Origin of the sequence: Streptomyces sp. NPDC002619 (genome assembly GCF_042889305.1) — a bacterium.
Lineage (GTDB): Bacteria > Actinomycetota > Actinomycetes > Streptomycetales > Streptomycetaceae > Streptomyces.
In genome coordinates this window covers 192,467-218,331 of the sequence record NZ_JBIAQV010000010.1, presented here as the reverse complement: position 1 = coordinate 218,331, position 25,865 = coordinate 192,467, and the positions used below count along the sequence as shown (strand labels likewise).

Sequence of the window (25,865 nt, the reverse complement as noted above, 5' to 3'; positions counted from 1 at the left end):
GCACTCTCGACGGCTGCTGGAGTCGGCGGGCGCCCCGTCGTGAACCGGCGGCGGGCGGTCGGGCGATAGGCAGGTTGTGAGACTGTTCCGCCCCATGGGGGGCCACCGGGATAACGACGAGCAGGGTGACGCGGTGCTGCTGCGGGCCGTCGCGGGCGGGGACGCGGCGGCGATGGCCGTCCTGTACGACCGGCACGCGGGGTGGCTGCACGCGCGGCTGACCCGGCGGTGCGCGGATCCCGAAGTCGTACGGGAAGTGCTGCAGGACACCTTCGTGACCGTGTGGCGGTCGGCGGACGGGCATCGCGGGCAGGAGGCCGGCGGCTGGCTGTGGACCATCGCCGCGCGACGCCTCGTCGACGCGCGGCGGGCGCAGGAGCGTGCCGCGCGCGGGGAGCGGGCCGACGCCTGGTACGAGCCCGCGAGCGCCGCGCCGTCCACGGAGGAGCGGGTGCTGGCCCGTCTGGAATACGGCGATGTCGGCACTGCTCTCGACCGGATCTCCCCCGAGCTGCGCGACGTACTGCGCGCCACCGTCGTCGACGGACTGACGACCCGGGAGACCGCCCGGCTCCTCGGCATACCCGAGGGCACCGTCAAGTCCCGCGCCCTGCGCGCCCGCGCCGAACTGCGCGCGGCCCTGGCCCAGTTGAACCCGGCGTTGAACACGGCTCCGACGGGAGGCCCGGCATGAGCCGCAACACCCATATCTGGCATGCCACCGACGACCAGGCCGCCCGTTATGCCGCCGGTTCCCTGCCGGAACCGGACGCTTGGTCCCTGGAGAAGCACCTGGAGCACTGCCCGGCCTGCGCGGCACGCGTGTCGGCGGCGGTGCGGGACACCTCGGCGGGGCTGGTGCTGGCGGACGTACGGGACGCGGTGCTGGGGGCGGCTCCGGTCTCCCCGCGCACACACGCCGTCCCCCGCCTCGCCCGCGTCCTGTGGGCCGCCGGTCCCGCCGTGCGCGGTGCGTGGCTGCCCGGCGTGCTCCTCGTGGCCGTCGGTGCACTCGTCCTGGCGCATGTCGGCGGGGTCTCGGGGGCGCGGGCGTTGCTGCTCGCCGTCGCGCCGGTCGTCCCAGTCGCCGGGGTGGCCCTGTCCTACGGCCCGCACGCCGATCCGCTGTACGAGATCGCGGTTGCCACCCCGTCCGGGGGGCTGAAGCTGGCGCTGACCCGGACGGCCGCCGTCCTCGTGGTGAGCCTGCCGCTGTTGACCCTGGCCGGGCTGCTGCTGCCCGGCTCGGGCGCTCCCGGTGCCGCCGCCTGGCTGCTGCCCGGGCTGGCGCTGACGCTCGCCTCGCTGGCCCTGGCGTCGTACGTCGGCTGCCGTAGCGCGACGGCCTTGACCGGGGGCGGCTGGCTGGCCGCCGTCCTCGCGCCGGCGCTCTCCACGGCCGACGGCGGACTCACCGCACGGCTTGCCGAGCAGCTCGCCCGCTGTCTCGACGGTGGCCTTGCGCAGGGCGGCTGGGCGGTTGCGGCCGTGCTGTGCGCCGTGGTGCTGACCGTCCGGCGTCCCGCCTACGACCGTCTGGAGAGGCCTTGAGCACGATACGAGTGACCGGGCTGCGCGTCCGGCACCGCAGGACCGTCGCCCTGGACCATGTCGACCTCGCGCTCGGCACGGGTGTGCACGGGCTGCTCGGGCCCAACGGGGCAGGCAAGACGTCGCTGATCCGGGTCCTGGCCACGGTCGCGCGGCCGTCCGGCGGCCGGGTGGAGATCCTCGGCGAGGACCTGGCCGACCACCGACGCCGGGGCGAGATCCGCCGTCAACTGGGCTATCTGCCGCAGGAGTTCGGCTACTACCCCGGGTTCACGGTCCGGGAGTTCGTGGCGTACGTCGCCTGGCTCAAGGAGCTGCCCGCCGCCGGTATCCCGGCCGCCGTCGAACGGGCCGTGGCCCGGGTCGGGCTCGGTGATCGGATCGACGCGCGGATCCGGACGCTGTCCGGCGGCATGGTCCGCCGCGTGGGCATCGCCCAGGCCATCGTCAACGAGCCGCGCCTGCTGCTGTTCGACGAGCCCACCGCCGGTCTCGACCCCGAGCAGCGCGTGGAGTTCCGCGCCCTGCTGCGCGAACTGGGCACCTCCGCCACTGTGATCGTCTCCACGCATCTGGTGGAGGACGTGGCCGCCGCCTGTACGGAGGTCACCCTCGTCGACGCCGGACGCATCGCCTACCGGGGCACCCCGGACGCGCTCAACGCCCTCGGCGAGGCGTCGGACGGACCCGGCGACCATCCGATCGAGCGCGGCTACACGGCGGCGCTGCGGGCGCATCGGACGGCAGCGGCGGTATGACGACTCTTTCGACCGCACGGAGGCTCACCGTGCATCCCCTGCGCGCCGAGGCCGTTCGCGGTTTCGCTCCCTGGGCCGGGGCCGCCGTCGTGCTGACGCTCGGTGTGCTGCTGGCCGGTTCATCGGCGCGTTGGCAGGGCGGTTGGGCGGAGACCGCCGCCGAACTGCACAACGCCCAGTTGATCGTCGTACCCCTGGCAGCTGCGGCGGGCTGCTGGCAGGGCGGGCGGGAGCGCCGGCGCCGTACCGGGGAGCTGCTGACGACGGCCGTACGGGCGCCGCTCACCCGGTTCCTGGCCTCCGCCCTGCCCGCCGCCCTGTGGGTGGCCGCCGGTCAACTGGTCGCGGCGGGTCTGGCCCTGCTCGCCACCTGGCCGTACGCCCACGGCGACCGGCCGCACCTCGCGCTGCTGCCCGCGGACCTCGTCGCGTCCGCGGCGGCCGTGCTCGCCGGGCACGTGGTGGGGCGCGCGGTGCCCTCGAGGCTCGCGGCCCCGCTGCTGGCGATGGCCGGGTACGTGGGGCTCGGCATCCTGGCGGTGAGCCGCGAGGGCTCCGGCCGCCATCTCAACCCGGCCTTCCCGGTCGGGGACACCTCGGTCCCGGTGTGGTGGCAGCCAGCGGCGATGGCGGTGTGGACGGCGGGGCCGGCGGCGGCCGCGGTGCTGGCGTACACCGTCCGGCGCCGCACCTCGGCCCTGCTGCCGCTGGCCGCCGCGACGGCCGCGGGCGCGCTGCTCGTGCAGACCGGGGACGGCCTGTGGCACAGCGACCCGCTCGCCCGCCGCCAGGTGTGCGACACCTCCGTCACCCCGGCGATCTGCGTCAACGCCCGGTACTCGGGCCTGCTCCCGCAGGTGACGGAGGCGCTGTCCGGGATCACCGGGAAGCTGGAGGGGGTGCGGAATCTGCCGGTGCGGTGGGAGGACCGGCCGGGCGAGCCGCGTGCCGACGAGGCCCAGCTGCCGATGCTCACGCCGCTCGGCTGGTCGCTCGTACGAGGACGGCTGACCGATCCGGAGCAGTACGCGCGGGAGGCCGTAGGAAGTCTGCAGTTGCGCGGCGACTGCCTGGAGAAGCAGTTGGACGCGCGCGTTCTCAGGGTGGACGACGCAGTCCAGGCCTACCTCGCGCCCAGCCCCCTGCAGAAGGCACTCGACGACGCCGACGCCAGGGGCGACGAAGCCCACCGTGCCGAGCTGAGAAAGCGCCTCGCTGCCCGCGCCCGCCTCGCCTCGATGAGCGACGAAGAACGCCGTGACTGGCTGTCGGCCTATATGGCGGCCCGTGGCTCCTGCCGCCCGAGCGAGGTGCCCGCCCTGTGACCGGCCCCCTCCTCTACGCCCGCTCCCGCGCCCTGCCCCTCACCCTGGCCGCGCTCACCGCCACGGCCGGCTTCGCGCTCTGGGCGGCGCACCGGATGGACACCTACGTGGACCCGGACCGCCGGGTGCCGATCGTCGCCCTGGCCCCGCTGCTGGCCGCCGCGGTGATCGGCGCGAGCCTGTACGCGCCGTCGGACGAACTGGACCGTACCGCCGTACGACCCTGGTGGCCGCTGCGGCTGGTGCAGCTGGCCGGGCTGACCGGGCTGGCGGCGGCGCTGGTGGCGCCCGCCGTGTTCGGGCATCCGGACGTGTTCGGTCCTCCGGCGCTGATCCGCAACACGCTGGGCTGCACGGGAGTGACCGCGGCCGCGGCGGTGCTGCTGGGTGCCCGGCTGAGCTGGCTGCCGGCGTTCGGCTATGTCAGCTCGGTGTATCTGGCGTCCTCAGGTGTACGGGGGCGCGCGGCGACGGTGTGGGCGTGGCCGATGCAGCCGGGTGGGCAGCCGGGCGCCTGGGCGGTGGCGCTGGCCGCGTTCGTGGTGGGCGGGGGATTGTACGTCGCATTCGGGGCGCGGCCCGAAGGGCCCCGCGGCTGAGGAGCCGGCCACGGGGTGCCCCGGGTGTGCGAAAGCCCGGATCGTCAGGCGGATATGCCGTCGATCCGGGCCAAGGCCTCCTCCGCGCCGTACGGCTGCAAATAGGGCAGCCAGCGCGGGTCCCTATGGCCGGTGCCGATGATGCGCCAGGCCAGGCCGGTGGGTGGTGCCGGTTTGTGGCGCAGCCGCCAGCCGATCTCGACGAGGTGACGGTCGGCCTTCACGTGGTTGCAGCGGCGACAGGAGGCCACCACGTTGTCCCAGACGTGCTTGCCCCCGCGGCTGCGCGGGATGACGTGGTCGACGCTGGTTGCGACGCCACCGCAGTACATGCACCGGCCCCCGTCGCGGGCGAACAGCGCCCTGCGGGTGAGAGGAACGGGCCCCCGATAGGGAACCCGTACGAATCGCTTGAGCCGGACCACGCTGGGTGCGGGGACTGTGACGGTTGCGCTGTGCATATAGGCGCCGGATTCCTCGAGGGAGACTGCCTTGTTCTCCAGGACGAGGACGAGCGCGCGGCGGAGCGGTACGACGCCGAGCGGCTCGTACGACGCATTGAGGACCAGGACGTGCGGCACGGATGCCTCCTTGTACGCCGGCGGCGCGTGGCTCGCGCCGGGACGATCTGCAGCCAGTCTCCCCTCATGCCTGGTGGAAGCGCCACCATGTCCCGGTAACGGGCCGGGAGTGTTTTCGACCACACCTGAATTCATCCCCCGGATCACGGCCTGTTCAAGCCCAGGTGAGTCCGGTCTCTCCGATGCATGGCGCACGGCCCACACACAATGCCCCGTTAGTGTTGGTTCTGCCCGTCCGGTGACCTATCCCTGATCGTGACGACCTTGACCGCCGTACCGGGAGGGCAGTGCAGCACCTGGAGGTACCTGCCGTGTCCTTGCCCGCCGTCCTACTGGCCGCCGGTTCGTCGCCGTCGCCGTCACCTTCTCCCTCCTCATCGGAGACGGCTGTGACGGTGCCCACGCTCCAGGACGCCCAGGACAGCGCGTCGAACGCCGCAGGCTGGGTCGAGCAGAACTGGTCGACCTGGCTCGCGATCGGTCTGCGCGTCCTGCTGATCCTGGTGATCGCGGCCGTGCTCAGAGTGGTCGTGCAACGGGCGATCACCAAGCTGATCGACCGTATGAGCAGGACGGCCGACGCGGTCGACGGAACGGCGCTGAGTGGTCTGCTGGTCAACACCGAGCGCCGTCGGCAGCGTTCCCAGGCGATCGGCTCGGTCCTGAAGTCGGTCGCTTCGTTCGTGATCCTGGGGACGGCGGCGCTGATGGTGCTCGCGTCGTTCCAGATCAACCTGGCCCCGCTGCTGGCGTCCGCCGGTGTCGCGGGTGTGGCGATCGGTTTCGGCGCACGCAACCTCGTCACGGACTTCCTCTCCGGGGTCTTCATGATCCTCGAGGACCAGTACGGCGTCGGCGACTCGATCGACGCGGGTGTGGCCTCCGGCGAGGTGATCGAGGTCGGTCTGCGGGTGACCAAGCTGCGCGGGGTGAACGGTGAGATCTGGTACGTCCGCAACGGCGAGGTCAAGCGGATCGGCAACCTCTCGCAGGGCTGGGGAACAGCGGGCGTGGACGTGACCGTCCGCCCGTCCGAGAACCTGGACCGGGTGCAGGCCGTCCTCAACGAGGTCACCGAGACGATGAGCAAGGAGGAGCCCTGGAACGAGCTCCTGTGGGGCCCGATCGAGGTGCTGGGCCTGGACAGCGTGCTGATCGACTCGATGGTGGTCCGCGTCTCGGCGAAGACGATGCCGGGCAAGTCGCTGTCGGTGGAGCGGGAACTGCGCTGGCGCATCAAGCGGGCCTTCGACGCGGCGTCGATCCGCATCGTGGGCGGCGAGCCGGTGGCCCCGGAGGAGGACACCCCCGACCGCTCGGCGGGCGTCGCGGCCCCGTCGGCGTTCAACGACGCGACGTCGCCGCAGGCGCTGGCGACGACGCCGATCGCGCAGCAGCGGCCGCCGACGAGGTAACGGCGACTGGTTCGCCAGGGGGCGGCATCCGGGGTTCCGGGTGCCGCCCCCTGGCGCATGGGCAGGTGGAACGGTTCAGCACACTCGTTCGAGTGAACGGATGAGGCATTCCGGCGTCGGCGGCTTCGGGGTGCCCCATCGTCCTGCCGGGGCGCCCAGCGCGGGCTTAGCCTGGCATCAGCGTGACGAGGAGAACCAGGGATGAGCGCCGAACCCATCATGGAGACGGTCATGACGCAGCAGGACCCCATCGATCTGTTGATCGTGATCGAGGAGGCGTCCGTGGCGCCGATTCGACCCGAGTATGTCGAGGGGACCGCTGTCGTGCCGCCGCAGCCGAACCACAAACACAACGACGGCGCCTTCAGCTCGCTGTCCGGTTCTTCGCTGCGGGGCTGGATCTGACAGGCATGGGCAACGGCTACCGGGCCGCGAACAGGGACGGCGGCACCACGGCTCTGGTCATCCCGGACTTCTACATCCTGCGCCGCGAGCCAACCGAACTCGACGAGTCGTACCCCAAAGCCCACAAGGGCTGGTACCCCATCGACATGCTCGCTCTCGTCGGAGAGGTCACCTCCACCAACCACGAGACCGACACCGGCCCCAAGCTCCGCGCGTACGCCGCCGCCGGCATCCCCATCCACGTCCTCATCGACCGCCACTCCAAGACGGCCCACTGCTACACGGACCCCGTCCTCCCCGGCGACGACCCCACCGAGGCGTACTACGGCACCGACAAGAAGGTCGACCTGTGCAGCTCCCTCCCCCTCCCGGCCCCCTACCCCACCCTCGACACCACCCCCTTCCTCCACGACTGACAGTGCGCACCCCGCCCTCGAGGTAACGACTCAGTCGCCCCGGGGGCGTTGTCTATTGACGCCCCCTTCACCTTGGGCTTACGTTCCTCCCAACCCAATAGGAAACTTTCCTAACAGTGATCATCGGGTGGACGAAATGCCCATGTCGCTGGAAGGCTGGGCAGCCGGAGAGGCAGGTGGGGGGACGCATGGCAGGATCCGCCAGTACACCGGGCACCCCGCGCGTCCTGCGCGCCATGAACGACCGCGCCGCACTGGACCTCCTCCTGGAGCACGGGCCGCTGTCGCGTACCCGGATCGGGAAGCTCACCGGCCTGTCCAAGCCGACCGCCTCACAGTTGCTCGCCCGGCTGGAAGCTGCGGGGCTGGTGCTGGTCACCGGGACCAGCGAGGGGCGGCCGGGGCCCAACGCCCAGTTGTACGCGGTCAATCCGGCCGCCGCCCACGCCGCCGCCCTCGACGTCACGCCCGGCCGCATCCGCGCCGCCGTCGCCGACATCACCGGCCACACGGTCGGTGAGTTCGAGCTGCCTACGCCCGGGAGACGGCCCGCCCATCCCGTCGTACGACAGGTCGGCGACGCCCTCGACGGTGCCGTGAAGGCTGCCGGGCTGGCCAGGGACGACATCCATCGGCTCGTCATCGGCACGCCCGGCGCCTTCGATCCGAACACCGGGCGATTGCGGTACGCCTCGCACCTGCCCGGCTGGCACTCGCCCTCGCTGCTCGACGAACTCGCCGCCGCGCTGCCGATGCCCGTCGAGTACGAGAACGACGTCAACCTCGTCGCCCTCGCCGAACAGCGCCTCGGTGCGGCCCGCGGCCACGACGACTTCGTGCTGCTGTGGAACCAGGAGGGCCTCGGCGCCGCCCTGGTCCTCGGCGGCCGGCTGCACCGCGGCTGGACCGGCGGAGCCGGTGAGGTCGGCTTCCTGCCGGTGCCGGGCACGCCCCTCGTGCGCCAAGTGACCAAGGCCAACAGCGGCGGCTACCAGGAACTCGCCGGTTCGCAGGCCGTGCCCCGGCTGGCCCGGGAACTCGGCATCGCGGACATCCCGGCGGGGCCGTACACCGACGTCGCCGCCGAACTCGTGGCCCGCGCCGCCGATCACGCCTCCGGTCCGTACCGCGAGCTGCTGCGGACGTACGCGACCCGGCTCGCCACCGGTCTCGCCTCGCTCGTCTCCGTCCTCGATCCCGAGCTCGTCGTCCTCAGCGGCACCGCCCTCACCGCCGGCGGCGAGGTGCTGCGCGCCCTCGTCCAGGCCGAGTTGGAGGAGCTGGCGGCGCCCCGCCCCCGGCTCGTCGTCGGCGACGTACGTGAACACCCGGTGCTGCGCGGCGCGTTGGAGCGCGCGCTGGCCACCACCCGTGACGAGGTCTTCGACACCTCGCGCTGAGCCCCCGCACGGCCTCATCCCCCTTCCCGACACCGCCCGCCCTTGGGAGACCCCGCCATGCCCGAAGTCATACCCTCCGTGGCCCGCAAGACGGCTTTCGCCCTCACCACCCTCACCGCCTCGCTGGCCCTGCTCACCACCGCCTGTACCGGTCAGTCCGACTCCGGCGCGTCCGACGACGCCTCCAAGGAGACGACCATCAACTTCTGGCACGCCTGGAGCGCGCCGAACGAGGTGGCGGCCGTCAAGTCGCTGGTCGCGGGCTTCGAGAAGGCCCACCCCAAGATCCATGTGAACGTGGTCGGCAACATGACCGACGACAAGATCAACCAGGCGCTGCGCACGGGCGGCGAGAAGGCCCCCGACGTCATCTCCTCCTTCACCACCAACAACGTGGGCAAGTTCTGCTCGTCGGGCGCGCTGGTCGACCTCAACCCCTTCTTCAAGAAGGCGGGCATCGACCCGGAGACGACCTTCCCGAAGGCGATGAACGAGTACACCCAGTTCGACGGCGACCGCTGCTCGGTGCCGCTGCTCGGTGACGCGTACGGCCTCTACTACAACAAGACGGCGTTCGAGAAGGCCGGCATCGCCGCCCCGCCCAGGACCTGGTCCGAATTCGAGGCCGACGCCAAGAAGTTGACCGTCCCCGACGGCGACAGCTACAAGCAGCTGGGCTTCATGCCGAACTACCACGGCTGGGAATCCACCACCGAGCACTACTTCGCGCAGTTCTCGCCGACGTACTTCGACTCCAGCGGCAAGTCGAACCTCGCCAAGGACCCCGCCTTCCAGGCCGGTTTCACCCTCCAGAAGAAGCTCGTCGACGAACTCGGCGGCTACCAGAAGCTGGAGAAGTTCCGCGCCACGCTCGGCGACGAGTGGGGCGCCAAGCACCCCTTCCACACCGGTCAGGTCGCCATGCAGCTCGACGGCGAGTGGCGGCTCGGCATGGCGGAGGAGGCCAAGCCGAAGTTCGAGATCGGCGTCGCCCCGCTGCCCGTGCCCGACGACCAGGTGGCGCAGTACGGCAAGGGCTACATCACCGGCACCATCGCCGGCATCGCCGCGACCAGCAAGAAGCAGAACGCGGCCTGGGAGCTGGTGAAGTACATGACCACGGACACGGACGCGGTGGTCGGCTTCTCCAACGCGATCCACAACGTGCCGTCCACGCTGGCCGCGCTCAAGTCGCCCAAGCTGAAGTACGACCCGCGCTTCAAGACGTTCCTGGACATCGCCGCGAACCCGAACTCGACCACCACGCCCGCCTCGGTCAACGGCGGCGTCTACCTGGTGACGATCCAGCAGTTCGGCTACGACTACGAGAGCGGCAAGGCCAAGGACCTCAAGTCCGGCCTGGCGAGCACGGCCAAGCAGATCGACACGGACATCGCACAGGCCCAGTAATGAGCACGATCACCCTCGCGTCGAAGCGCCGCCGGGCGGCGCTTCGTACGGTCGCCTTCATGTCACCGTGGCTGATCGGCTTCGCGGTCTTCTTCGCGTACCCGCTGATCTCGACGGTCTACTTCTCGTTCATGCACTACGACGGCTTCAAGCCGCCGACGTGGAGCGGCGCGAAGAACTGGACGTACGTCTTCGAGCACTACCCACTCTTCTGGCCGGCCCTGCGCAACACCCTCTGGCTGGTCCTGATCATGGTGAGCCTGCGGGTCGTATTCGGGCTCGGCGTCGGGATGCTCATCACGAAGATCAAGACGGGTACGGGTGTCTTCCGCACCCTCTTCTATCTGCCCTACCTCGCCCCACCGGTCGCCGCGACGATGGCCTTCGCCTTCCTCCTCAACCCCGGTACGGGCCCCGTCAACTCGATCCTGGAGAAAGTCGGCATCCCCGCGCCCGGCTGGTTCAACGACCCCACCTGGTCCAAGCCGGCCCTGACCCTGCTGGCCCTGTGGGGCGTCGGCGACCTGATGGTCATCTTCATGGCCGCGCTGCTCGACGTACCCACGGAGCAGTACGAGGCGGCGGAGCTGGACGGCGCCTCGGCCTGGCAGCGCTTCCGGTACGTCACGCTGCCGAACATCTCCCCCATCGTGATGTTCGCGGTCGTCACCGGCGTGATCCAGACCATGCAGTACTACACCCAGCCGCTGATCGCCGGGAAGGTCGCCTCGGGCGTGATCCAGGGCGCGGGCACGCAGTTCGAGCCCGGGTACCCGGACAAGTCCACGCTCACCCTCCCCCAGCTCGTCTACAACCTCGGCTTCCAGCGCTTCGACTACGGCTCCGCGTGTGTCGTCGCCCTCGTCCTCTTCGCCCTGTCGATGGTGTTCACCGCGTTCCTGATGCGGCGCCGGGGCGGTCTCATCCAGGCAGGTGACTGATCATGGCCCAAGTACTGGACAAACCGGTGGAGTTGAGGACTCCCGTATCGCCCGCCGCGCGCACCGCCCGCCGCAGGGCGCTGCTGGAGTGGATCGCGGTCCACGCCCTCGGGGTCGCCGCCGCGCTGTTCTTCGTCCTGCCCTTCGTGTTCGTCTTCCTGACCTCCCTGATGAGCGACTCCCAGGCGCTGAGCCGGGACCTGATCCCGCACACCTGGGAGTGGGGCAACTACCGGAAGGTCTTCGACACCCCCGGCTTCCTCACCTGGTGGAAGAACACGCTGATCTACGCCGGTCTCGGCACCGTCCTGACCGTCGTGTCGTCGATCCCGGTGGCGTACGCGCTCGCCAAGTTCCGCTTCCGGGGCCGGAACCTGTCACTCATGCTGGTGATCTCGATGATGATGCTGCCGCCTCAGGTGATCATCATCCCGATGTATCTGTTCTGGGCGAAACAGCTGGATCTGTCGGGCACGCTGTGGCCGCTGATCATCCCGATGGCGTTCGGCGACGCGTTCTCCATCTTCCTGCTGCGCCAGTTCCTGATGACGATTCCCAACGAGTACCTGGACGCGGCGAAGGTCGACGGCTGTGGTGATCTGCGCACCCTGCTGAAGGTCGTGCTGCCGATGGCCCGGCCCGGCATCGCCGCCGTCGCGCTCTTCCAGTTCTTCTACGCCTGGAACGACTACTTCGGCCCGCAGATCTACGCGTCCGAGAACCCCGGCGCCTGGACCCTGAGTTACGGCCTGGAGTCCTTCAAGGGCGCCCACCACACCGACTGGAACCTCACCATGGCCGCGACCGTACTGGTCATGGCCCCTGTGATCCTCGTGTTCTTCTTCGCCCAGAAGGCGTTCGTCGAGGGCGTCACGCTCACCGGAGTGAAGGGTTGAACCACATATGAAACTCACCGTGGTCGGCGGAGGGTCGACCTACACACCCGAACTCATCGACGGGTTCGCCCGGTTGCGGGACACCCTGCCCGTCGAGGAGCTGGTCCTCGTCGACCCGGCCGCCGAGCGCCTGGAGCTGGTGGGGGGCCTCGCCCGCCGTATCTTCGCCAAACAGGGGCACGACGGCCGGATCGTCACCACCTCCGACCTGGACGCCGGCGTCGAGGGCGCCGACGCGGTGCTGCTCCAGCTGCGCGTCGGCGGGCAGGCGGCCCGGCAGCAGGACGAGACCTGGCCCCTGGAGTGCGGCTGCATCGGCCAGGAGACCACCGGCGCGGGCGGCCTCGCCAAGGCACTGCGGACCGTACCGGTCGTGCTGGACATCGCCGAACGGGTCCGCCGCACCAACCCGGACGCCTGGATCATCGACTTCACCAACCCCGTCGGCATCGTCACCCGCGCCCTGCTCCAGGCCGGGCACCGGGCCGTCGGGCTGTGCAACGTGGCGATCGGCTTCCAGCGGAAGTTCGCCGCCATGCTCGGCACCTCCCCGCACGACATCCACCTTGACCACGTGGGGCTCAACCACCTCACCTGGGAGACGGGCGTGCGCCTGGGCGGCCCCGAGGGCGAGAACGTCCTGCCCGAACTGCTCGCGGAGCACGGCGACACCATCGCCGACGACCTGCATCTGCCCCGGACCCTCCTCGACCGCCTCGGCGTGGTCCCGTCGTACTACCTGCGCTACTTCTACGCGCACGACGAGGTCGTACGAGACCTGCGCACCAGGCCCAGCAGGGCGGCCGAAGTCGCGCAAATGGAGCGGCAATTGCTCGAGATGTACGGCGATCCGGCCCTGGACGGGAAGCCGGCCCTGCTCGCCAAGCGCGGCGGCGCCTTCTACTCGGAGGCGGCGGTGGACCTCGCGGCGTCCCTGCTGCGCGGTGCCGGGAGCCCGTACCAGGTGGTGAACACGTACAACAAGGGCACGCTGCCCTTCCTCCCGGACGACGCGGTGATCGAGGTCCCGGCGGCGGTCGGTCCCAAGGGCGCCGTGCCGCTGCCGGTGGCCGAGCTCGATCCGCTGTTCGCGGGGCTGGTGGCGAACGTGACGGCGTACGAGGACCTGGCCCTGGAGGCGGCGCTGCGCGGCGGCCGGGACCGCGTGTTCAAGGCGCTGCTGGCCCATCCCCTGATCGGCCAGTACGAGTACGCCGAAGCCCTCACCGACCGACTGATCGCGCACAACCGGGAGCACCTGGCGTGGGCCTGAGAGCAAGTGTCCTCGCCATCGACGCGGGCAACAGCAAGACCGACGTCGCGGTGCTGACGGCCGAGGGGCACGTCCTCGCCACGGCCCGCGGGGGCGGCTTCCGGCCGCCCGCGGTGGGTGTGCAGGAGGCGGTGGACGAGCTGGCGTCGGCGGTCACGCGCGCGTACGCCGCCGCCGGCGTCACCTCCGTCGCGCACGTCTCGGCGTGTCTGGCCAACGCCGACCTGCCCGTCGAGGAGGAGCAGCTGGCCGCTGCGCTGCACGCGCGCGCGTGGGGCGAGTCGGTGGAGGTGCGCAACGACACCTTCGCGATCCTGCGCGCCGGTGTGGCCGAACCCCTCGGCGTCGCCGTGGTGTGCGGGGCCGGCATCAACTGCGTCGGCATGCGCCCCGACGGCCGCACCGCCCGCTTCCCGGCCATCGGCCGCATCTCCGGTGACTGGGGCGGCGGCTGGGGCCTGGCCGAGGAGGCGTTGTGGTTCGCGGCGCGGGCGGAGGACGGCCGGGGGGAGGCGACGGAGCTGGTGCGCACCCTCCCGGCCCACTTCGGCCTGGACTCCATGTACGCCCTCATCGAGGCGCTGCACCTGGAACACGTCGAGACGGCCCGCCGCCACGAGTTGACGCCGGTGCTGTTCGCGACGGCCGCGCAGGGCGACGTGGTGGCCCGCGCGCTGGTCGACCGTCTCGCCGAGGAGGTGGTGGCCATGGCAGGCGTCGCCCTGACCCGCCTCGACCTGCTGGACGAGGAGACGCCGGTGCTGCTGGGCGGCGGCGTTCTGACGGCCGGCCATCCCCAACTGGACGACGGCATACGGGGCCTGCTCGCGGCCCGCGCGCCCAAGGCGGTGGCCCGGGTGGTGACGGCGAGCCCGGTGCTGGGCGCGGCGCTGCTGGGCCTTGACCGGATGGGCGCGGGGGCCGACGCGCAGGAGCGGGCGCGGGCCCACTGGGAATCCTGATCAGCCCGCGCGAACAGCGGGGAACCGAACAGATTCCCGCCGCGTATTCATGAGCAGGGGCGGTGAAGAAATCCGGCTCTCCGCCGGAGGCAACTGGTGCGGATGTCGGTGCCGGCGGCGATACTTGGCGGCGACAGGATGACCATGGGGGAGGTCGACGTGACACATCCGCCGAAGAGCAGCGCGGCACCGCCAGGACCGGGGCCGGCCTCCGGCGTGCCCACCATGCCCGCGATCCCGCCGCAGTCCGGGGTCGCCGCCGGGTCCCGGGCACCGGCACCCGCGCCTGCCCGACGCACGGCGCTCGCCGAGGGTGCCGACCGGCTGCGCGCCGCCGCGACCACCGAGCCGGGCCGGCTGCGCCTCATCGGTGCCGTCCTCGCCCTGCTGGTCGTCGCGTTCGGCGCGGTCACCGCCTGGCAGACGACCGACCGCGCGGCCGCCGCCGACGACGTGCTGCACCGCAGCCAGCCGCTCAGCTCGGACGCCGCCGACATCTACCGCTCGCTGGCCGACGCCAACACGGCCGCTTCCAGCGGTTTCCTCGCCGGCGGCCAGGAGACCGCCGCCTCCCGCGACCGGTACGAGAAGGACATCCGTACGGCCGCCGCCAAGCTGGTCACGGCCGCCGCCAACTCGGAGCCGAACTCGCCGTCCGCGGAGGCCATCTCCAAGATCAACACGCTGCTCCCGCGGTACAAGGGCCTGGTCGAGCGGGCCCGCACCTACAACCGGCAGGGTTATCCGGTGGGCGGCGCGTATCTGCGGTACGCGAACAACGTGATGCAGAAGCAGATGCTCCCGGCGGCCGAGGATCTCTACAAGAAGGAGAACCAGCGGCTGCGGGACGACTACGGGGACGCGACGCCGTACCCGTGGGCCGCGATCGCCCTGGGTGTCGTCGCGCTCGCCGCGCTGGCCTGGGCGCAGCGCCGCAACTACCGGCACACCAACCGGGTCCTCAACCACGGTCTGGTCGCGGCCACCGCGACCGCCGCGGTGGTCCTGCTGTGGCTGGTCGTCGGCCACACCGTCGCCCGCGCAGGCCTCAACGGCTCGTACGACCACGGCGTCCGCTCGCTGAACGTGCTGCACGACGCCCGCATCGCCTCCCTCAAGGCCCGGGGCAACGAGAACCTGAGCCTGGTGGCGCGCGGCGCCGACACGGTCAAGGTGGGCGAGGAGACGTACGACGCCTACTACTACGACTTCGACAAGGACATGACCGTCCTCGGTAAGGGCCTGGCCCAGGCGATGAAGCTCGCCGACGACACCGCGGGCAGCAGGCCGGTGGTGGCCGCCGAGGGCAACATGAAGGTGTGGAAGGAGCGCCACGCCTCCGCACGCACCGAGGACGAGAACGGCAACTACCAGACGGCCCTCGACAAGGTCATCGGCGCCAAGGGCGCGACCGGCGAGTGCTTCGACAGCGTGGACGCCAACCTGGCGAGCGCGCTCAGGCACGAACAGAACGAGTTCAGGCAGTCGGCCGGCAACGGCCTGGACGCGATGACCGGGCTGCCCGTCGGCGCCGCCGTCCTCGGCGTCCTCGGCGCGGCGGGCGCGGTGCTCGGCATCGGGCGCCGGCTTTCGGAGTACCGGTGAGAGGGGGCGCGACGACGATGCTCGCACGCGGTGACGAGGGGCGCCCACACGGCGCCGGACACCTGTACCGGCGGCTGCGGGCCTCCCTGCGGGGCTGGGGCGGGGTCGGCGCCATGGCGGCCCTGTGCGCGCTGGCACTGGCGTTCGTCCTGCTGCTGCCGCTGACCCAGGCGCACGAGGAGGAGCCGGGCATCGGCGGCCCCGGCGTCGCCACCGGCAGCCCGGCGCGGGCCGACTCCTGCAAGGACCCGGAGAAGCAGACGCTGTCCCCGTCGGGGGCGGACGGCGCCACCATCGACGCCATCAAGTCCCGTACGGGCGCGAAGCGCAAACTCGTCGTCGGCGTCGACCAGAACAGCTACCGCTGGGGCTACCGCAACCCGAACAACAAGGACGCGGAGCTCGAGGGCTTCGACATCGACCTGGTCCACCGGATCGCCCAGGACATCCTCGGCGACCCGGACGCGGTCCAGTTCAAGGCCATCCCCACCAGCCAGCGCATCCCGGCGATCCAGGAGGGCCGGGTCGACATGGTGGTGCGCACGATGACCATCACCTGCGACCGCATCGGCCAAGTCGCGTTCTCCGCCCCGTACTTCAAGACGGGCCAGCAGGTGCTTGCGCCCAAGTCGTCGCCGATCACCGGGTACGACAAGTCGCTGGCGCACCAGCGGATCTGCACGGCGACCAGTTCGACGGCGTACACCAAGCTCGACGAGGACAAGAAGGCGGGCAGGCTGCCGGCCTCCGCCGACATCTCGCTCACGGTGCCCAACCAGCTTGACTGCCTGGTGCGTTTGCAGCTCGGCGAGGCCGACGCGGTCGTCACCGACGGCGCGCTCGCCGCGAGCCAGGCCGCGCAGGACCCGACGGTCGAACTGAAGGGCGCCGCGTTCACCACCGAGTACTACGGCGTGGCGATGAAACAGGACGCGACCGATCTGGTACGCCGGGTCAATCAGATCCTGGTGGACTACCGCGCGAGCGGCTGGCAGAAGTCGTACGACGACTGGCTGTCGGCGACACTGGGGAAGGACTCGACTCCGTCGAAGCCTCCCGCGCCTCAGTACCTGCGCAAGAGCTGACGGCGTCGAATGAGCGATCTTGGGGCAGAACTTCAACCGACAAGACCCCGACAGGAACACCACAGCAGCGAGAGGTGATCGATGGGCGCCACGGACCCCGCCGGGCCGGTGCTGGACCGGGACGAGGTGGACCGTGCGCTGGCGCGGCTCGGCGCGGAGCACGAGGCGATCGAGAGCTCGCTCCTCGCCCTGCTGGACCACGCGGGCCGCCGGCTTCTCGAAGGCGCCGAGCTGACCGGCACGACCAAGGAGCGCTGGACGGCCGCGGAGGCGTCGATCACGCTGCTGTGGGCGTACTTCGACGCGTACACGGACGCGCTGCGCCACGCCCGCGAGATCCGCGCCCGCCGCCGCTGGTCCAGCCGCGAGGACCTGCTGGAGCTGACCGAACTGCTGCGCGGCGAGGCGGTGACGGTCGCGGGCAGCGCCACGGCGACGGCGAACGCGCCGACGCTGCTGTCCGCCGGGGGCCGGCTCAGCGAGCGGTTCTCACTGGCCGGTCTGGTGGACCGGATGAACGAGCTGTACGCGTCCTCGCTGAGCATGGTCGTCGCCGCCGACGCGGTGTGGTCGGCGCTGCCCGCCCGGATCGATTTACTCGCCGCCGAACTCCAGCGCACCCGCACCCTCGCGCACTCGGTCGGCGTGCGCCCCGGCGAGCACCCGGCCGGCGACGACCTGGAGCGCATCACCCGCACCCTGACGAAGCTGCGCGAGGAGGTCGTCTCCGACCCGCTGGCCTACTGGGTGGCGGCGCAGGGCAGTTCGGCGCCGGGTGGCGGCCGGCCCGACACGACGGTGTACGACCGTGAGGCGCGCGCCCTGGAGGACGTGCGCCGGGAGATCGACGCCGTGCTGGCGGTACGCCAGGACGCGGAGAACCGGCTGATCAAGCTCAGGGACGTGCTCTCGCGCGCGGACCGCACGCTCGCCGAGGCCCGCACGGCACGCGGCGAGGTCCTGGCGAAGATCGCCGCGACGGAGGTGCCGGTCGTCAGCGGACCGCCGACGGTGCTCCAGGAGCAGCTGGCGACGGCCGCCGAGTACCGCAGATCGGCCCAGTGGCACCGGCTGTCCCCGCTCCTGGAATCCCTGGAGGAGAAGGCGGAGGACGAACTGCTGCGCGCCCGCGAGTCGTTGACGGCGGTCACCGCGCCGCTGGCCGTCCGCGCGGAGCTGCGCGGCCGGCTCGACGCGTACAAGGCAAAGGTGGCCCGGCACGGGCTCGCGGAGGACCCGTTCCTCGTCGAGCGGTACGACGCGGCGCGCCGCATGCTGTGGAGCGCGCCCTGTGATCTGCGGGTCGCCGAACAGGCCGTGCTGCGCTACCAGCAGGCGGCGGCCGAACAGCTCGCCGCCCCACGGGTGCCGCATCAGGGCGGGCCTCAGGACCGGAGGGGGAGTGGCCAGCCATGAGTCAGGCAGGACAGCCGTGCCAGCGGCCGGGCTGCGACGGGACCTACGAGGACGTGGGCGGCGGTGAGCTGTACTGCGACACCTGCGGTCTCGCCCCGGTCGTCTCGGCTGGGGGTCCCCCCTCTGGGGGAGGCATGGTGGGCTCGCCGCCCACCGGGATCACGGGCGGCGGCAAGGGCTCGTCGGGCAGCGGGAGTTCGCGCACCAGCAGCCGCAGTTCGCGTACGTCGTCGCAGTCGTCGAAGTCGCGGCGCTCTGTGTCGGGCAGGCTGTCGCGCGCGCTGTCGGGCAGCTCGACCGGCCGCTCGGTGTCGGTGCGCAGCTCAGGATCCACCGCAGGTTCCTCGGGGCGCGGTCGGCTCGGGGCCGGCCTGGTCACGGTCCCGCAGGTGCCCAAGCCCGACCCGCGCGCGATGGTCCTGGACAACCCCGAGGTGCCGGAGCGCAAGCGGTTCTGCTCACGCTCCGACTGCGGGGCGCCGGTGGGGCGTTCACGCGGGGAGCGGACGGGGCGTACGGAGGGCTTCTGTACCAAGTGCGGGCACCCGTACTCGTTCGTGCCGAAGCTGAAGGCCGGGGACGTCGTGCACGGCCAGTACGAGGTCGTGGGCTGCCTGGCGCACGGCGGGCTGGGCTGGATCTACCTCGCGGTGGACCGTGCGGTGTCGGACCGCTGGGTGGTGATGAAGGGCCTGCTGGACACCGGCGACCAGGACGCGATGGCCGCGGCGATCTCGGAGCGGCGCTTCCTCGCGGAGATCGAGCACGCCAACATCGTGCGGATCTACAACTTCGTCGAGCACCTCGACCAGCGCACCGGCTCCCTCGACGGCTACATCGTCATGGAGTACGTCGGCGGCAAGTCGCTGAAGGAGATCGCCAACGCCCGTCGCACGCAGGACGGCAAGCGGGACCCGCTGCCGGTGGAGCAGGCGTGCGCGTACGGCATCGAGGCCCTCGAGGCGCTCGGCCATCTGCACAGCCGCAACCTGCTGTACTGCGACTTCAAGGTCGACAACGCGATCCAGACCGAGGACCAGCTCAAGCTGATCGACATGGGCGCGGTGCGCCGCATGGACGACGACGAGTCGGCCATCTACGGCACGGTCGGCTACCAGGCGCCGGAGGTCGCCGAGGTCGGCCCGTCGGTCGCCTCCGACCTCTACACGGTGGGCCGTACGCTCGCGGTCCTGACGTTCGACTTCCAGGGCTACACGAACGTCTTCGTGGACTCCCTGCCCGACCCGGACAACATCGAGGTCTTCCGGCAGTACGAGTCCTTCTACCGGCTCCTCGTCCGCGCCACCGACCCCGACCCGGCCCGCCGGTTCGCCTCCGCACAGGAGATGGCCGAACAGCTGACGGGCGTCCTGCGCGAGGTCGTGTCCGTCCAGACGGGGCGGCCCCGGCCGGCGCTGTCGACCTTGTTCGGCCCTGAACTGAAGGTCACGGACACGGAGTTGTTCCCGAGGCTGGACGGGGATGTGTCACGGCTGGGGGCGCGGGTGACGCCGGACGGCCGGAAGCCCGCGCCCGCGCTCGAGTCCGCGAACGGCACCCCCGGCATCGTGAAGCCCCTCGCCACCCCCGGCGCCTCCCTCGCCCTGCCCGTCCCGCTCGTCGACCCGGCCGACCCCAACGCCGGGTTCCTGGCCGGTCTGATGACGTCCGCGCCCGGCGAGTTGATCGGGGCGCTCGCCGCGGCGCCGGCGCAGACCGTCGAGACCCGGCTCAGGCAGATCCGCGCCCGGCTGGAGATCGGCGACTCCGAGGCCGCGCTGATGTCGCTGGCCGAGCTGGAGGAGGAACGGCCCGACGACTGGCGGGTGGTGTGGTACCGGGGCGTGGCCGCCCTGGTCACCGGCGACTTCGAGGGCGCCGCGCTGGCCTTCGACGCGATCTACGACGCCTTCCCCGGCGAGGCCGCGCCCAAGCTGGCGCTCGGTCTGTGCGCCGAGGTGCTCGGCCAGCTGGACAACGCCGCCGAGTACTACCGCCTGGTGTGGTCGACCGACCCGAGCTTCGTGAGCGCCGCGTTCGGCCTCGCGCGCGTCCAGCTCGCGGCCGGCGACCGGCGGGGGGCCGTACGGACGCTGGAGTCGGTGCCGGAGTCGTCCATCCACTACACGGCCGCCCGCGTGGCCGCCGTACGGGCACGCCTGAGACAGCGGACGGCGGTCGCCGGGGACGTACCGTTCCTGGACGACCTGACCGCGGCCGCGGGACAGGTCGAGGCCCTGGACGCGTACGGTCTGGACCCGGCGCGGCGCGAGCAGTTGTCGGCGGAGGTCCTCGGCTGCGCGCTCGACTGGATACTCTCCGGGGGCCAGGGCGCACAGCCCGCCGCCGGCGGACGGGTGCTTCTGGGCAGCGGTCTGGACGAGCGGGGACTCCGCTTCGGCCTGGAACGCTCGTACCGCACGCTGGCCCGGCTCGCGCCCGGCGGCGAGGAGAGGATCGACCTGGTGGAGCGGGCCAACCGTTACCGCCCCCGGACGTGGGTGTAGTTGATGTCGCAGATGCCCCAGCAGACCGCACTGTCGAAGTGCCCGAGCTGCGCGGAGCCGCTCGAGTCGGGTGACCGTTTCTGCGGCGCGTGCGGGTACGACCTTTCGGTGGTGCCCGCCCCGCCGCATGACCACCCGACGCTCACCATGAGCGGTTCCGACGCGCCGGGGGAGGGCGTGGACTGGCCCGTCGCCTCCGAGCCGGACAGCTCCGGCACACCTCCGGCGGTGCATCTGCCGACCGACCTGCCGGGCACCGACTCGGCCGGCACCCCGCTGCCGGCGCCGTCGGGTTCCCCGGTGTCCCCGGCTTCGGGCGTACGGTTCGACCGGCCGCCGGAGCCCGACGACTACCCGCTGCAGGCGCCGGACCCACGGGTGCCCGCCGCCGAGGAGGCCAAGATGTGCGTGGCCTGCCGGTCCGGGCGCGTCGACAGCGACGGCTACTGCGAGAACTGCGGACACGCGCAGCCCCGCGAACGCGACCACATGGAGCAGGAGTCGGGCCCGGTCGCCGCGGTCAGCGACCGCGGACTGCGCCACCACCGCAACGAGGACGCCTTCGCCGTCGGCCACACCACGCAGCCCGACGGCTCGCCCGTGGCTCTGGCGGTCGTCTGCGACGGCGTGTCCTCGGCGACCCGCCCGGACGAGGCCTCGCTCGCCGCGTCGCGGGCGGCGAGCGAGGCGCTGCTCGCGGCCCTGCCGCGCGGCACGCATCCGCAGCAGGCCATGCACGAGGCGATCGTCGCCGCCTCGGACGCGGTCAACGCGCTGGCGGAGGAGCCCGCCGAGGCCCGCGAGCACAGCCCGCACCAGAACGCCCCGGCCTGCACGATCGTCGGCGCGGTGGTCACCGCCGGTCTGCTGGTCGTCGGCTGGGTCGGCGACAGCCGCGCCTACTGGGTGCCGATGGACCGCAGCTCGCCCCCGGTCCGGCTCACCGAGGACGACTCGTGGGCCGCGCAGATGGTCGCCGCGGGCCTGATGAGCGAGGCCGAGGCGTACGCCGACGAGCGCGCCCACGCGATCACCGGCTGGCTCGGCGCCGACGCCTACGAACTGGAACCGCACACCGCCTCGTTCAAGCCGGACCGGCCCGGCGTGGTGGTGGTGTGCACGGACGGCCTGTGGAACTACGCGGAGAGCGCGGAGGAGATGGCCGAGGTCCTGCCCCTCGATGCCGCCGCGCGTCCCCTGCACAGCGCCCAGGTCCTGGTCGGCCACGCGCTGGACGGCGGGGGCCACGACAACGTAACAGTGGCCCTCGTGCCGTTCCCGGCCCCGCAGACCGGGGCAGGATCGGGCTGAGGCCGCCCATAACGGCCGCACAAGGACGCAGAGGGACGCACAGCCGCACACGGGCAAGCCCCAGCGGATCGGAGGGGACCGGTCCGCATACAGTCGTCGCCCACACAGCCGTGGGTTCAGAGGGGGACCAGAGCAGTCATGGCCAATTTCTCGAAGTCGAACGTGCCGCAGTTCTCGATGGACGTCTACCAGAACGAGTATCTGCCGGAGGGCGGCCGCGAGGTCAACGCGATCGTCACGGTGACGGCGACCGGCGGCGGCACCGTCGGCACCGCGGTCGCGGCACCGCACATGTACTCGCCCGGCCAGGGCCCGTCCGCCGCCGTGGCGCTCATGGTCGACTGTTCGGGCTCGATGGACTACCCGCCGACCAAGATGCGCAACGCCCGCGACGCCACGGCCGCCGCGATCGACACCCTGCGCGACGGCACGCACTTCGCGGTGATCGGCGGCACGCACCTGGCCAAGGAGGTCTATCCGGGAGGCGGAGGCCTCGCCGTCGCGGACCGCACCACGCGCGAGCAGGCCAAGCAGGCGCTGCGCAAGCTCAGCGCGGGCGGCGGCACCGCCATCGGCACCTGGCTCAGGCTCGCCGACCGTCTGCTGTCCTCCGCCGACGTCGCCATCCGGCACGGCATCCTGCTCACCGACGGCCGCAACGAGCACGAGTCGCCCGAGGATCTGAAGGTGGCGCTCGACTCCTGCGCCGGACGCTTCACCTGTGACGCGCGGGGCGTGGGCACCGACTGGGAAGTGAAAGAAGTCACAGGGATCGCCTCCGCCCTGCTCGGCACCGCCGACATCGTCGCCGATCCTGCGGGCTTGGCCGCCGACTTCACGCAGATGATGGAGACGGCGATGGGCAAGGAGGTCGCGGACGTCGCCCTGCGGGTGTGGACGCCGGTGGGCACGACCATCAAGTTCGTCAAGCAAGTGGCGCCCACGGTCGAGGAGTTGACCGACCGCCGCACTGAGGCGGGCCCGCGGGCCGGGGACTATCCCACCGGTTCCTGGGGCGACGAGTCGCGTGACTACCACGTCTGCGTCGAGGTCCCCGTGGCCGACCTCGGCCAGGAGATGCTGGCCGCCCGGGTCTCGCTGGTCGTGCCCCAACCCGACGGTACGGTGCAGAACCTGGGCGCGCAGGGTCTCGTACGGGCCGTGTGGACCGACGACATGGCCGCATCCACCTCGATCAATCCCCAAGTCGCCCACTACACCGGGCAGGCCGAACTCGCCCAGGCCATCCAGCAGGGCCTCGACCTTCGCAAAGCGGGCGATATGGATGGGGCAACGGCCAAACTGGGCCGGGCCGTTCAGCTCGCCAGCGCCTCCGGCAACGCGGATACTGCGAAACTGCTTGCGAAGGTGGTGGACGTGGTCGACGCCGCGACAGGTACTGTGCGATTGAAGGCGAGGGTCGCGGAGGCCGACGAGATGACCCTCGAGACACGGTCCACAAAGACTGTTCGTGTAAAGAAGTGAACGCAGAGCAACACCGAACGACCACAGAGCAATACCGAACGACTCAGGAAAAACCCTGACAGAGAGGGGGACGCGCCGACATGCCGACCTGCCCGAACGGACACCAGTCGGGTTCCGACGACTGGTGCGAGGTCTGCGGTCACCGCATGGCCGGTGCCGTACCTCCGCCCCCTCCCCCGCCGCCCGCCGGCGGTTACGGCTTCCCCGGCGACCCCGCCGGGCGGCCCGGACGCCCGCACCTCTCCGCCGTACCGAACCAGGAGCCGGAGCTCTGCCCGCAGTGCCGTACGCCCCGTGAGGGCGGTGCGCCGTTCTGCGAGGAGTGCCGGTGGAACTTCCTGACGAACACGGCCACCTCGTACACCCCGGCCGCGCCGCCCCGGTCGGCGCCGAACCCGGCTCCCCGTTTCACCCCGCCGAGCCAGTCCTACGGCGGCGGTGACTCGTACGAGTACCAGGGCTCGAGGCCGTCGCAGATGAACCGCCCCGCGGAGCCGATCCCGCCGTTCGGCAGCGAGCCGTCGGGACCGACGCCGTTCGGCGGCGAACGCCGTCCGGGTCCGGGTGGTCCCGGGGGTCCGTCGGGCTTCGGTGGCGGTCAGGGCCCAGGTCAAGGGCAGAGTCCGGGCGGTCCGTCGGGTCCTTCCGTCTTCGGTGGCGGGCCGGGTCCCGCCGCTCCCCCCACGCCCGGTGGGCCTGCCGTCCCCGGCGCCTTCGGTGGCGACCCCTCCCGGCCGGTTCCGCCGCCGCCCGGGCCGACGCCGCCCGCCGGTCCCGGCGGCACGGCCGGTGGCCCTCCGCAGGCTTTCCAGCAGCCCGCGCCGCCCGCCTTCCCGCAGGAGACCGGACGGCCGCCGACCGGCGGTCCGTCCTTCGGCGGCGGTGACGACGACTGGGTGATCTCCCCGCCGTCGTCCGCGAACCCGGCCGGCCCCGGCGACTACGGCTACCCGCAGCCCGGCGCCACCCAGGCCCCGCCCGGCCCCGGCTACCCGCAGGCGCAGCAGGGTCCGCTGACCTGGACGGCGACCATCGGCCCGGACCGCGACTACTTCATGGCGATGATGCAGCGCTCGGGCCCCGAGGGAGCGGGTCTCAACCTGCCCGCGTACTCGCCCGAGCAGTTGCGCACGCTCTCCGGCAACCAGGTCACCATCGGCCGCCGCCGGCACTCCACCGGTGACACCCCCGACATCGACCTGTCGGTGCCGCCGGAGGACCCGGGCGTCTCCCACCAGCACGCGGTGCTGGTCCAGCAGCCCGACGGCAGCTGGGCGGTCGTCGACCAGAACTCGACGAACGGTACGACGGTCAACGGCTCGGAGGAGCCCATCCAGCCCTTCGTCCCCGTCCCGCTCCAGGACGGCGACCGGGTCCACGTGGGCGCCTGGACGACGATCACGATCCGCCGGGGCTGAGTCCCTCAGCCAGGGAGGGGCCAGGTGTACGGCCCCTCCGGGTCGTCCAGCCACGCCCACTCGCGCTCGCCGTCGACCGTGACGCCGTACCGCTCGCGCCCCGGCGTGCCCTCGCGCTCCCACAGGTCGTACGCCTCGCGTGCATCGAGACCGCCGCGGGTCAGGGCCAGCAGGAACCGGAACAGCTCGTGGTCGCGGGCCCGGCGCGGCACTCCGTCCAGGGGCGCCGGCTCCGGTTCGGTCCGGTACTCGCCGCGCAGCGGGACGAAGTAGGCCGGGGTGTACAGGAAGCGGCCCTCGGCGTGCCCGGCGTCGCGCACGGTCAGCGTGAGCAGGCCGGTGGCCATGGGCGTCAGGATCCGGGCGCCGGGGCGGCACTGGTCGAGCCAGGCGCGCGGCACCGACGGCAGGGTGCAGGTCGCGATGATCCGGTCGAAGGGGGCGCGTACGGGGACGCCGCGCGCTCCGTCGCCGGTGACGACGACCGGGTGGTATCCGGCCGCAGCGAGATGCTGCCGCGCCGACTCGGTGATCTCCGGCTCCAGGTCGACGGTGGTGACGAGGTCGTCGTCGCCGAGCCGGTGGGCGAGCAGGGCCGCGTTGTAGCCGGTGCCCGCGCCGATCTCCAGGACCCGGTCGCCGTCCTCGACCCGCAGTGCGGCGAGCATCATCGCCATGAGCGAGGGCTGGCTGCTGGAGGAGACCAGCTCGCCGTCGCGCACTCGGGTGGCCAGCGGGGCGTCCGCGTAGGCGCCGTACAACCAGCGCTCGCGCGCCCGCGGGTCGGGGCTCTCGCCCCAGCACCGCTCGTAGCCGCCGACGACGCCGATGTAGTAGTACGGCACGAACAGATGCCGGGGCACCGCCGCGAACGCCTCCCGCCACACCGGGTCGTCCGCCCATGCCCCGCTCGCCTCGATCTCGCGCACGAGGCCGGCCCGCGCCGTGGCCGCGAGGCCGGCGAGGTCCTGGTCGTCCCGATCGGGAGCATGCGCGCCCATAGCTCCACTGTGCGGTGTGCGGCGCCCGCGGGCGAGTACCGGTGGCACCCCGGGCGCGTACCGGGCCGGCCGTGATCCCGGCGGTCCTAGGCCTTGAGTCCTCGG

23 protein-coding genes are annotated in these 25,865 nt (G+C 71.9%); 21 read left to right on the top strand and 2 right to left on the bottom strand.

Translation table 11 applies throughout. The annotated features are described in order from the left end of the window. Positions 1-94 precede the first annotated feature (94 nt). Genes ACFYXB_RS19090 through ACFYXB_RS19070 form a run of 5 tightly spaced genes read left to right on the top strand, consistent with a single transcriptional unit; the run spans position 95 to position 4,233 of the window. The gene (locus ACFYXB_RS19090; RefSeq protein WP_389583624.1) at positions 95-694 is read left to right on the top strand and encodes an RNA polymerase sigma factor; all 600 of its coding nucleotides are present in this window, start codon (positions 95-97) and stop codon (positions 692-694) included. After that, positions 691-1,551: a zf-HC2 domain-containing protein gene (locus ACFYXB_RS19085; RefSeq protein ID WP_389583622.1), complete on the top strand. Its 861-nt coding sequence runs from the start codon at positions 691-693 to the stop codon at positions 1,549-1,551. Before ACFYXB_RS19090 ends, ACFYXB_RS19085 begins: the two co-directional genes overlap by 4 nt. Then, positions 1,548-2,309, top strand: coding sequence for an ABC transporter ATP-binding protein (locus ACFYXB_RS19080; protein WP_389583620.1), 762 nt, complete (start codon positions 1,548-1,550; stop codon positions 2,307-2,309). Before ACFYXB_RS19085 ends, ACFYXB_RS19080 begins: the two co-directional genes overlap by 4 nt. 29 nt (positions 2,310-2,338) lie before the next feature. Then, the gene (locus tag ACFYXB_RS19075) at positions 2,339-3,634 is read left to right on the top strand and encodes a hypothetical protein (protein ID WP_389583618.1); all 1,296 of its coding nucleotides are present in this window, start codon (positions 2,339-2,341) and stop codon (positions 3,632-3,634) included. Next, complete coding sequence (locus ACFYXB_RS19070) at positions 3,631-4,233, top strand: hypothetical protein (protein WP_389583615.1); 603 nt, start codon at positions 3,631-3,633, stop codon at positions 4,231-4,233. Before ACFYXB_RS19075 ends, ACFYXB_RS19070 begins: the two co-directional genes overlap by 4 nt. A gap of 44 nt (positions 4,234-4,277) precedes the next feature. On the opposite strand, the gene ACFYXB_RS19065 is transcribed toward ACFYXB_RS19070, so the two are convergent. Then, entirely contained in the window at positions 4,278-4,814 is a 537-nt protein-coding gene (locus ACFYXB_RS19065; RefSeq protein WP_351356599.1) for an HNH endonuclease, read from the bottom strand. Positions 4,815-5,125: 311 nt separating this feature from the next. Between ACFYXB_RS19065 and ACFYXB_RS19060 the strand changes: the two genes are divergently transcribed. The 16 genes from ACFYXB_RS19060 (at position 5,126) to ACFYXB_RS18985 (ending at position 24,759) form a co-directional block, all read left to right on the top strand. Continuing rightward, positions 5,126-6,229 carry a mechanosensitive ion channel family protein gene (locus tag ACFYXB_RS19060; protein WP_389583613.1) on the top strand — a complete coding sequence of 368 codons (1,104 nt, stop codon included), beginning with the start codon at positions 5,126-5,128 and terminating at the stop codon, positions 6,227-6,229. A 201-nt stretch (positions 6,230-6,430) separates the two neighbouring features. Next, positions 6,431-6,634: a hypothetical protein gene (locus ACFYXB_RS19055; RefSeq protein WP_389583610.1), complete on the top strand. Its 204-nt coding sequence runs from the start codon at positions 6,431-6,433 to the stop codon at positions 6,632-6,634. 5 nt (positions 6,635-6,639) lie between these two features. Then, positions 6,640-7,050 (top strand): Uma2 family endonuclease, encoded by a 411-nt coding sequence (locus tag ACFYXB_RS19050; protein ID WP_389583607.1) that lies wholly within the window; start codon positions 6,640-6,642, stop codon positions 7,048-7,050. 188 nt (positions 7,051-7,238) lie between these two features. Next, the gene (locus ACFYXB_RS19045; protein WP_351356590.1) at positions 7,239-8,450 is read left to right on the top strand and encodes an ROK family transcriptional regulator; all 1,212 of its coding nucleotides are present in this window, start codon (positions 7,239-7,241) and stop codon (positions 8,448-8,450) included. A 57-nt stretch (positions 8,451-8,507) separates the two neighbouring features. Then, entirely contained in the window at positions 8,508-9,860 is a 1,353-nt protein-coding gene (locus ACFYXB_RS19040) for an ABC transporter substrate-binding protein (RefSeq protein WP_389583603.1), read from the top strand. After that, positions 9,860-10,801: a sugar ABC transporter permease gene (locus ACFYXB_RS19035; protein WP_351356584.1), complete on the top strand. Its 942-nt coding sequence runs from the start codon at positions 9,860-9,862 to the stop codon at positions 10,799-10,801. Before ACFYXB_RS19040 ends, ACFYXB_RS19035 begins: the two co-directional genes overlap by 1 nt. Before the next feature lie 2 nt (positions 10,802-10,803). Then, positions 10,804-11,697 carry a carbohydrate ABC transporter permease gene (locus ACFYXB_RS19030; RefSeq protein ID WP_389583600.1) on the top strand — a complete coding sequence of 298 codons (894 nt, stop codon included), beginning with the start codon at positions 10,804-10,806 and terminating at the stop codon, positions 11,695-11,697. A 7-nt stretch (positions 11,698-11,704) separates the two neighbouring features. Further along, the gene (locus ACFYXB_RS19025; RefSeq protein WP_389583598.1) at positions 11,705-12,970 is read left to right on the top strand and encodes a 6-phospho-beta-glucosidase; all 1,266 of its coding nucleotides are present in this window, start codon (positions 11,705-11,707) and stop codon (positions 12,968-12,970) included. After that, positions 12,961-13,932 (top strand): N-acetylglucosamine kinase, encoded by a 972-nt coding sequence (locus tag ACFYXB_RS19020; RefSeq protein WP_389583595.1) that lies wholly within the window; start codon positions 12,961-12,963, stop codon positions 13,930-13,932. The genes ACFYXB_RS19025 and ACFYXB_RS19020 overlap by 10 nt, the downstream gene beginning before the upstream one ends. A gap of 159 nt (positions 13,933-14,091) precedes the next feature. Then, positions 14,092-15,537 carry a hypothetical protein gene (locus tag ACFYXB_RS19015; RefSeq protein ID WP_389583592.1) on the top strand — a complete coding sequence of 482 codons (1,446 nt, stop codon included), beginning with the start codon at positions 14,092-14,094 and terminating at the stop codon, positions 15,535-15,537. A gap of 17 nt (positions 15,538-15,554) precedes the next feature. Then, complete coding sequence (locus ACFYXB_RS19010) at positions 15,555-16,622, top strand: glutamate ABC transporter substrate-binding protein (RefSeq protein WP_389583589.1); 1,068 nt, start codon at positions 15,555-15,557, stop codon at positions 16,620-16,622. A gap of 81 nt (positions 16,623-16,703) precedes the next feature. After that, the gene (locus ACFYXB_RS19005; protein ID WP_389583587.1) at positions 16,704-18,038 is read left to right on the top strand and encodes a hypothetical protein; all 1,335 of its coding nucleotides are present in this window, start codon (positions 16,704-16,706) and stop codon (positions 18,036-18,038) included. Beyond that, positions 18,035-20,545 carry a tetratricopeptide repeat protein gene (locus tag ACFYXB_RS19000; RefSeq protein WP_389583584.1) on the top strand — a complete coding sequence of 837 codons (2,511 nt, stop codon included), beginning with the start codon at positions 18,035-18,037 and terminating at the stop codon, positions 20,543-20,545. Before ACFYXB_RS19005 ends, ACFYXB_RS19000 begins: the two co-directional genes overlap by 4 nt. 3 nt (positions 20,546-20,548) lie before the next feature. Beyond that, on the top strand, positions 20,549-21,856 hold the full coding sequence (locus tag ACFYXB_RS18995) for a PP2C family serine/threonine-protein phosphatase (protein ID WP_389583581.1): 1,308 nt from the start codon (positions 20,549-20,551) through the stop codon (positions 21,854-21,856). A 138-nt stretch (positions 21,857-21,994) separates the two neighbouring features. After that, positions 21,995-23,341: a VWA domain-containing protein gene (locus ACFYXB_RS18990; protein ID WP_389583579.1), complete on the top strand. Its 1,347-nt coding sequence runs from the start codon at positions 21,995-21,997 to the stop codon at positions 23,339-23,341. A gap of 80 nt (positions 23,342-23,421) precedes the next feature. After that, positions 23,422-24,759 (top strand): FHA domain-containing protein, encoded by a 1,338-nt coding sequence (locus ACFYXB_RS18985; RefSeq protein ID WP_389583576.1) that lies wholly within the window; start codon positions 23,422-23,424, stop codon positions 24,757-24,759. A 5-nt stretch (positions 24,760-24,764) separates the two neighbouring features. On the opposite strand, the gene ACFYXB_RS18980 is transcribed toward ACFYXB_RS18985, so the two are convergent. After that, complete coding sequence (locus ACFYXB_RS18980) at positions 24,765-25,760, bottom strand: methyltransferase domain-containing protein (RefSeq protein ID WP_389583573.1); 996 nt, start codon at positions 25,758-25,760, stop codon at positions 24,765-24,767. Between the last annotated feature and the right edge of the window lie 105 nt (positions 25,761-25,865).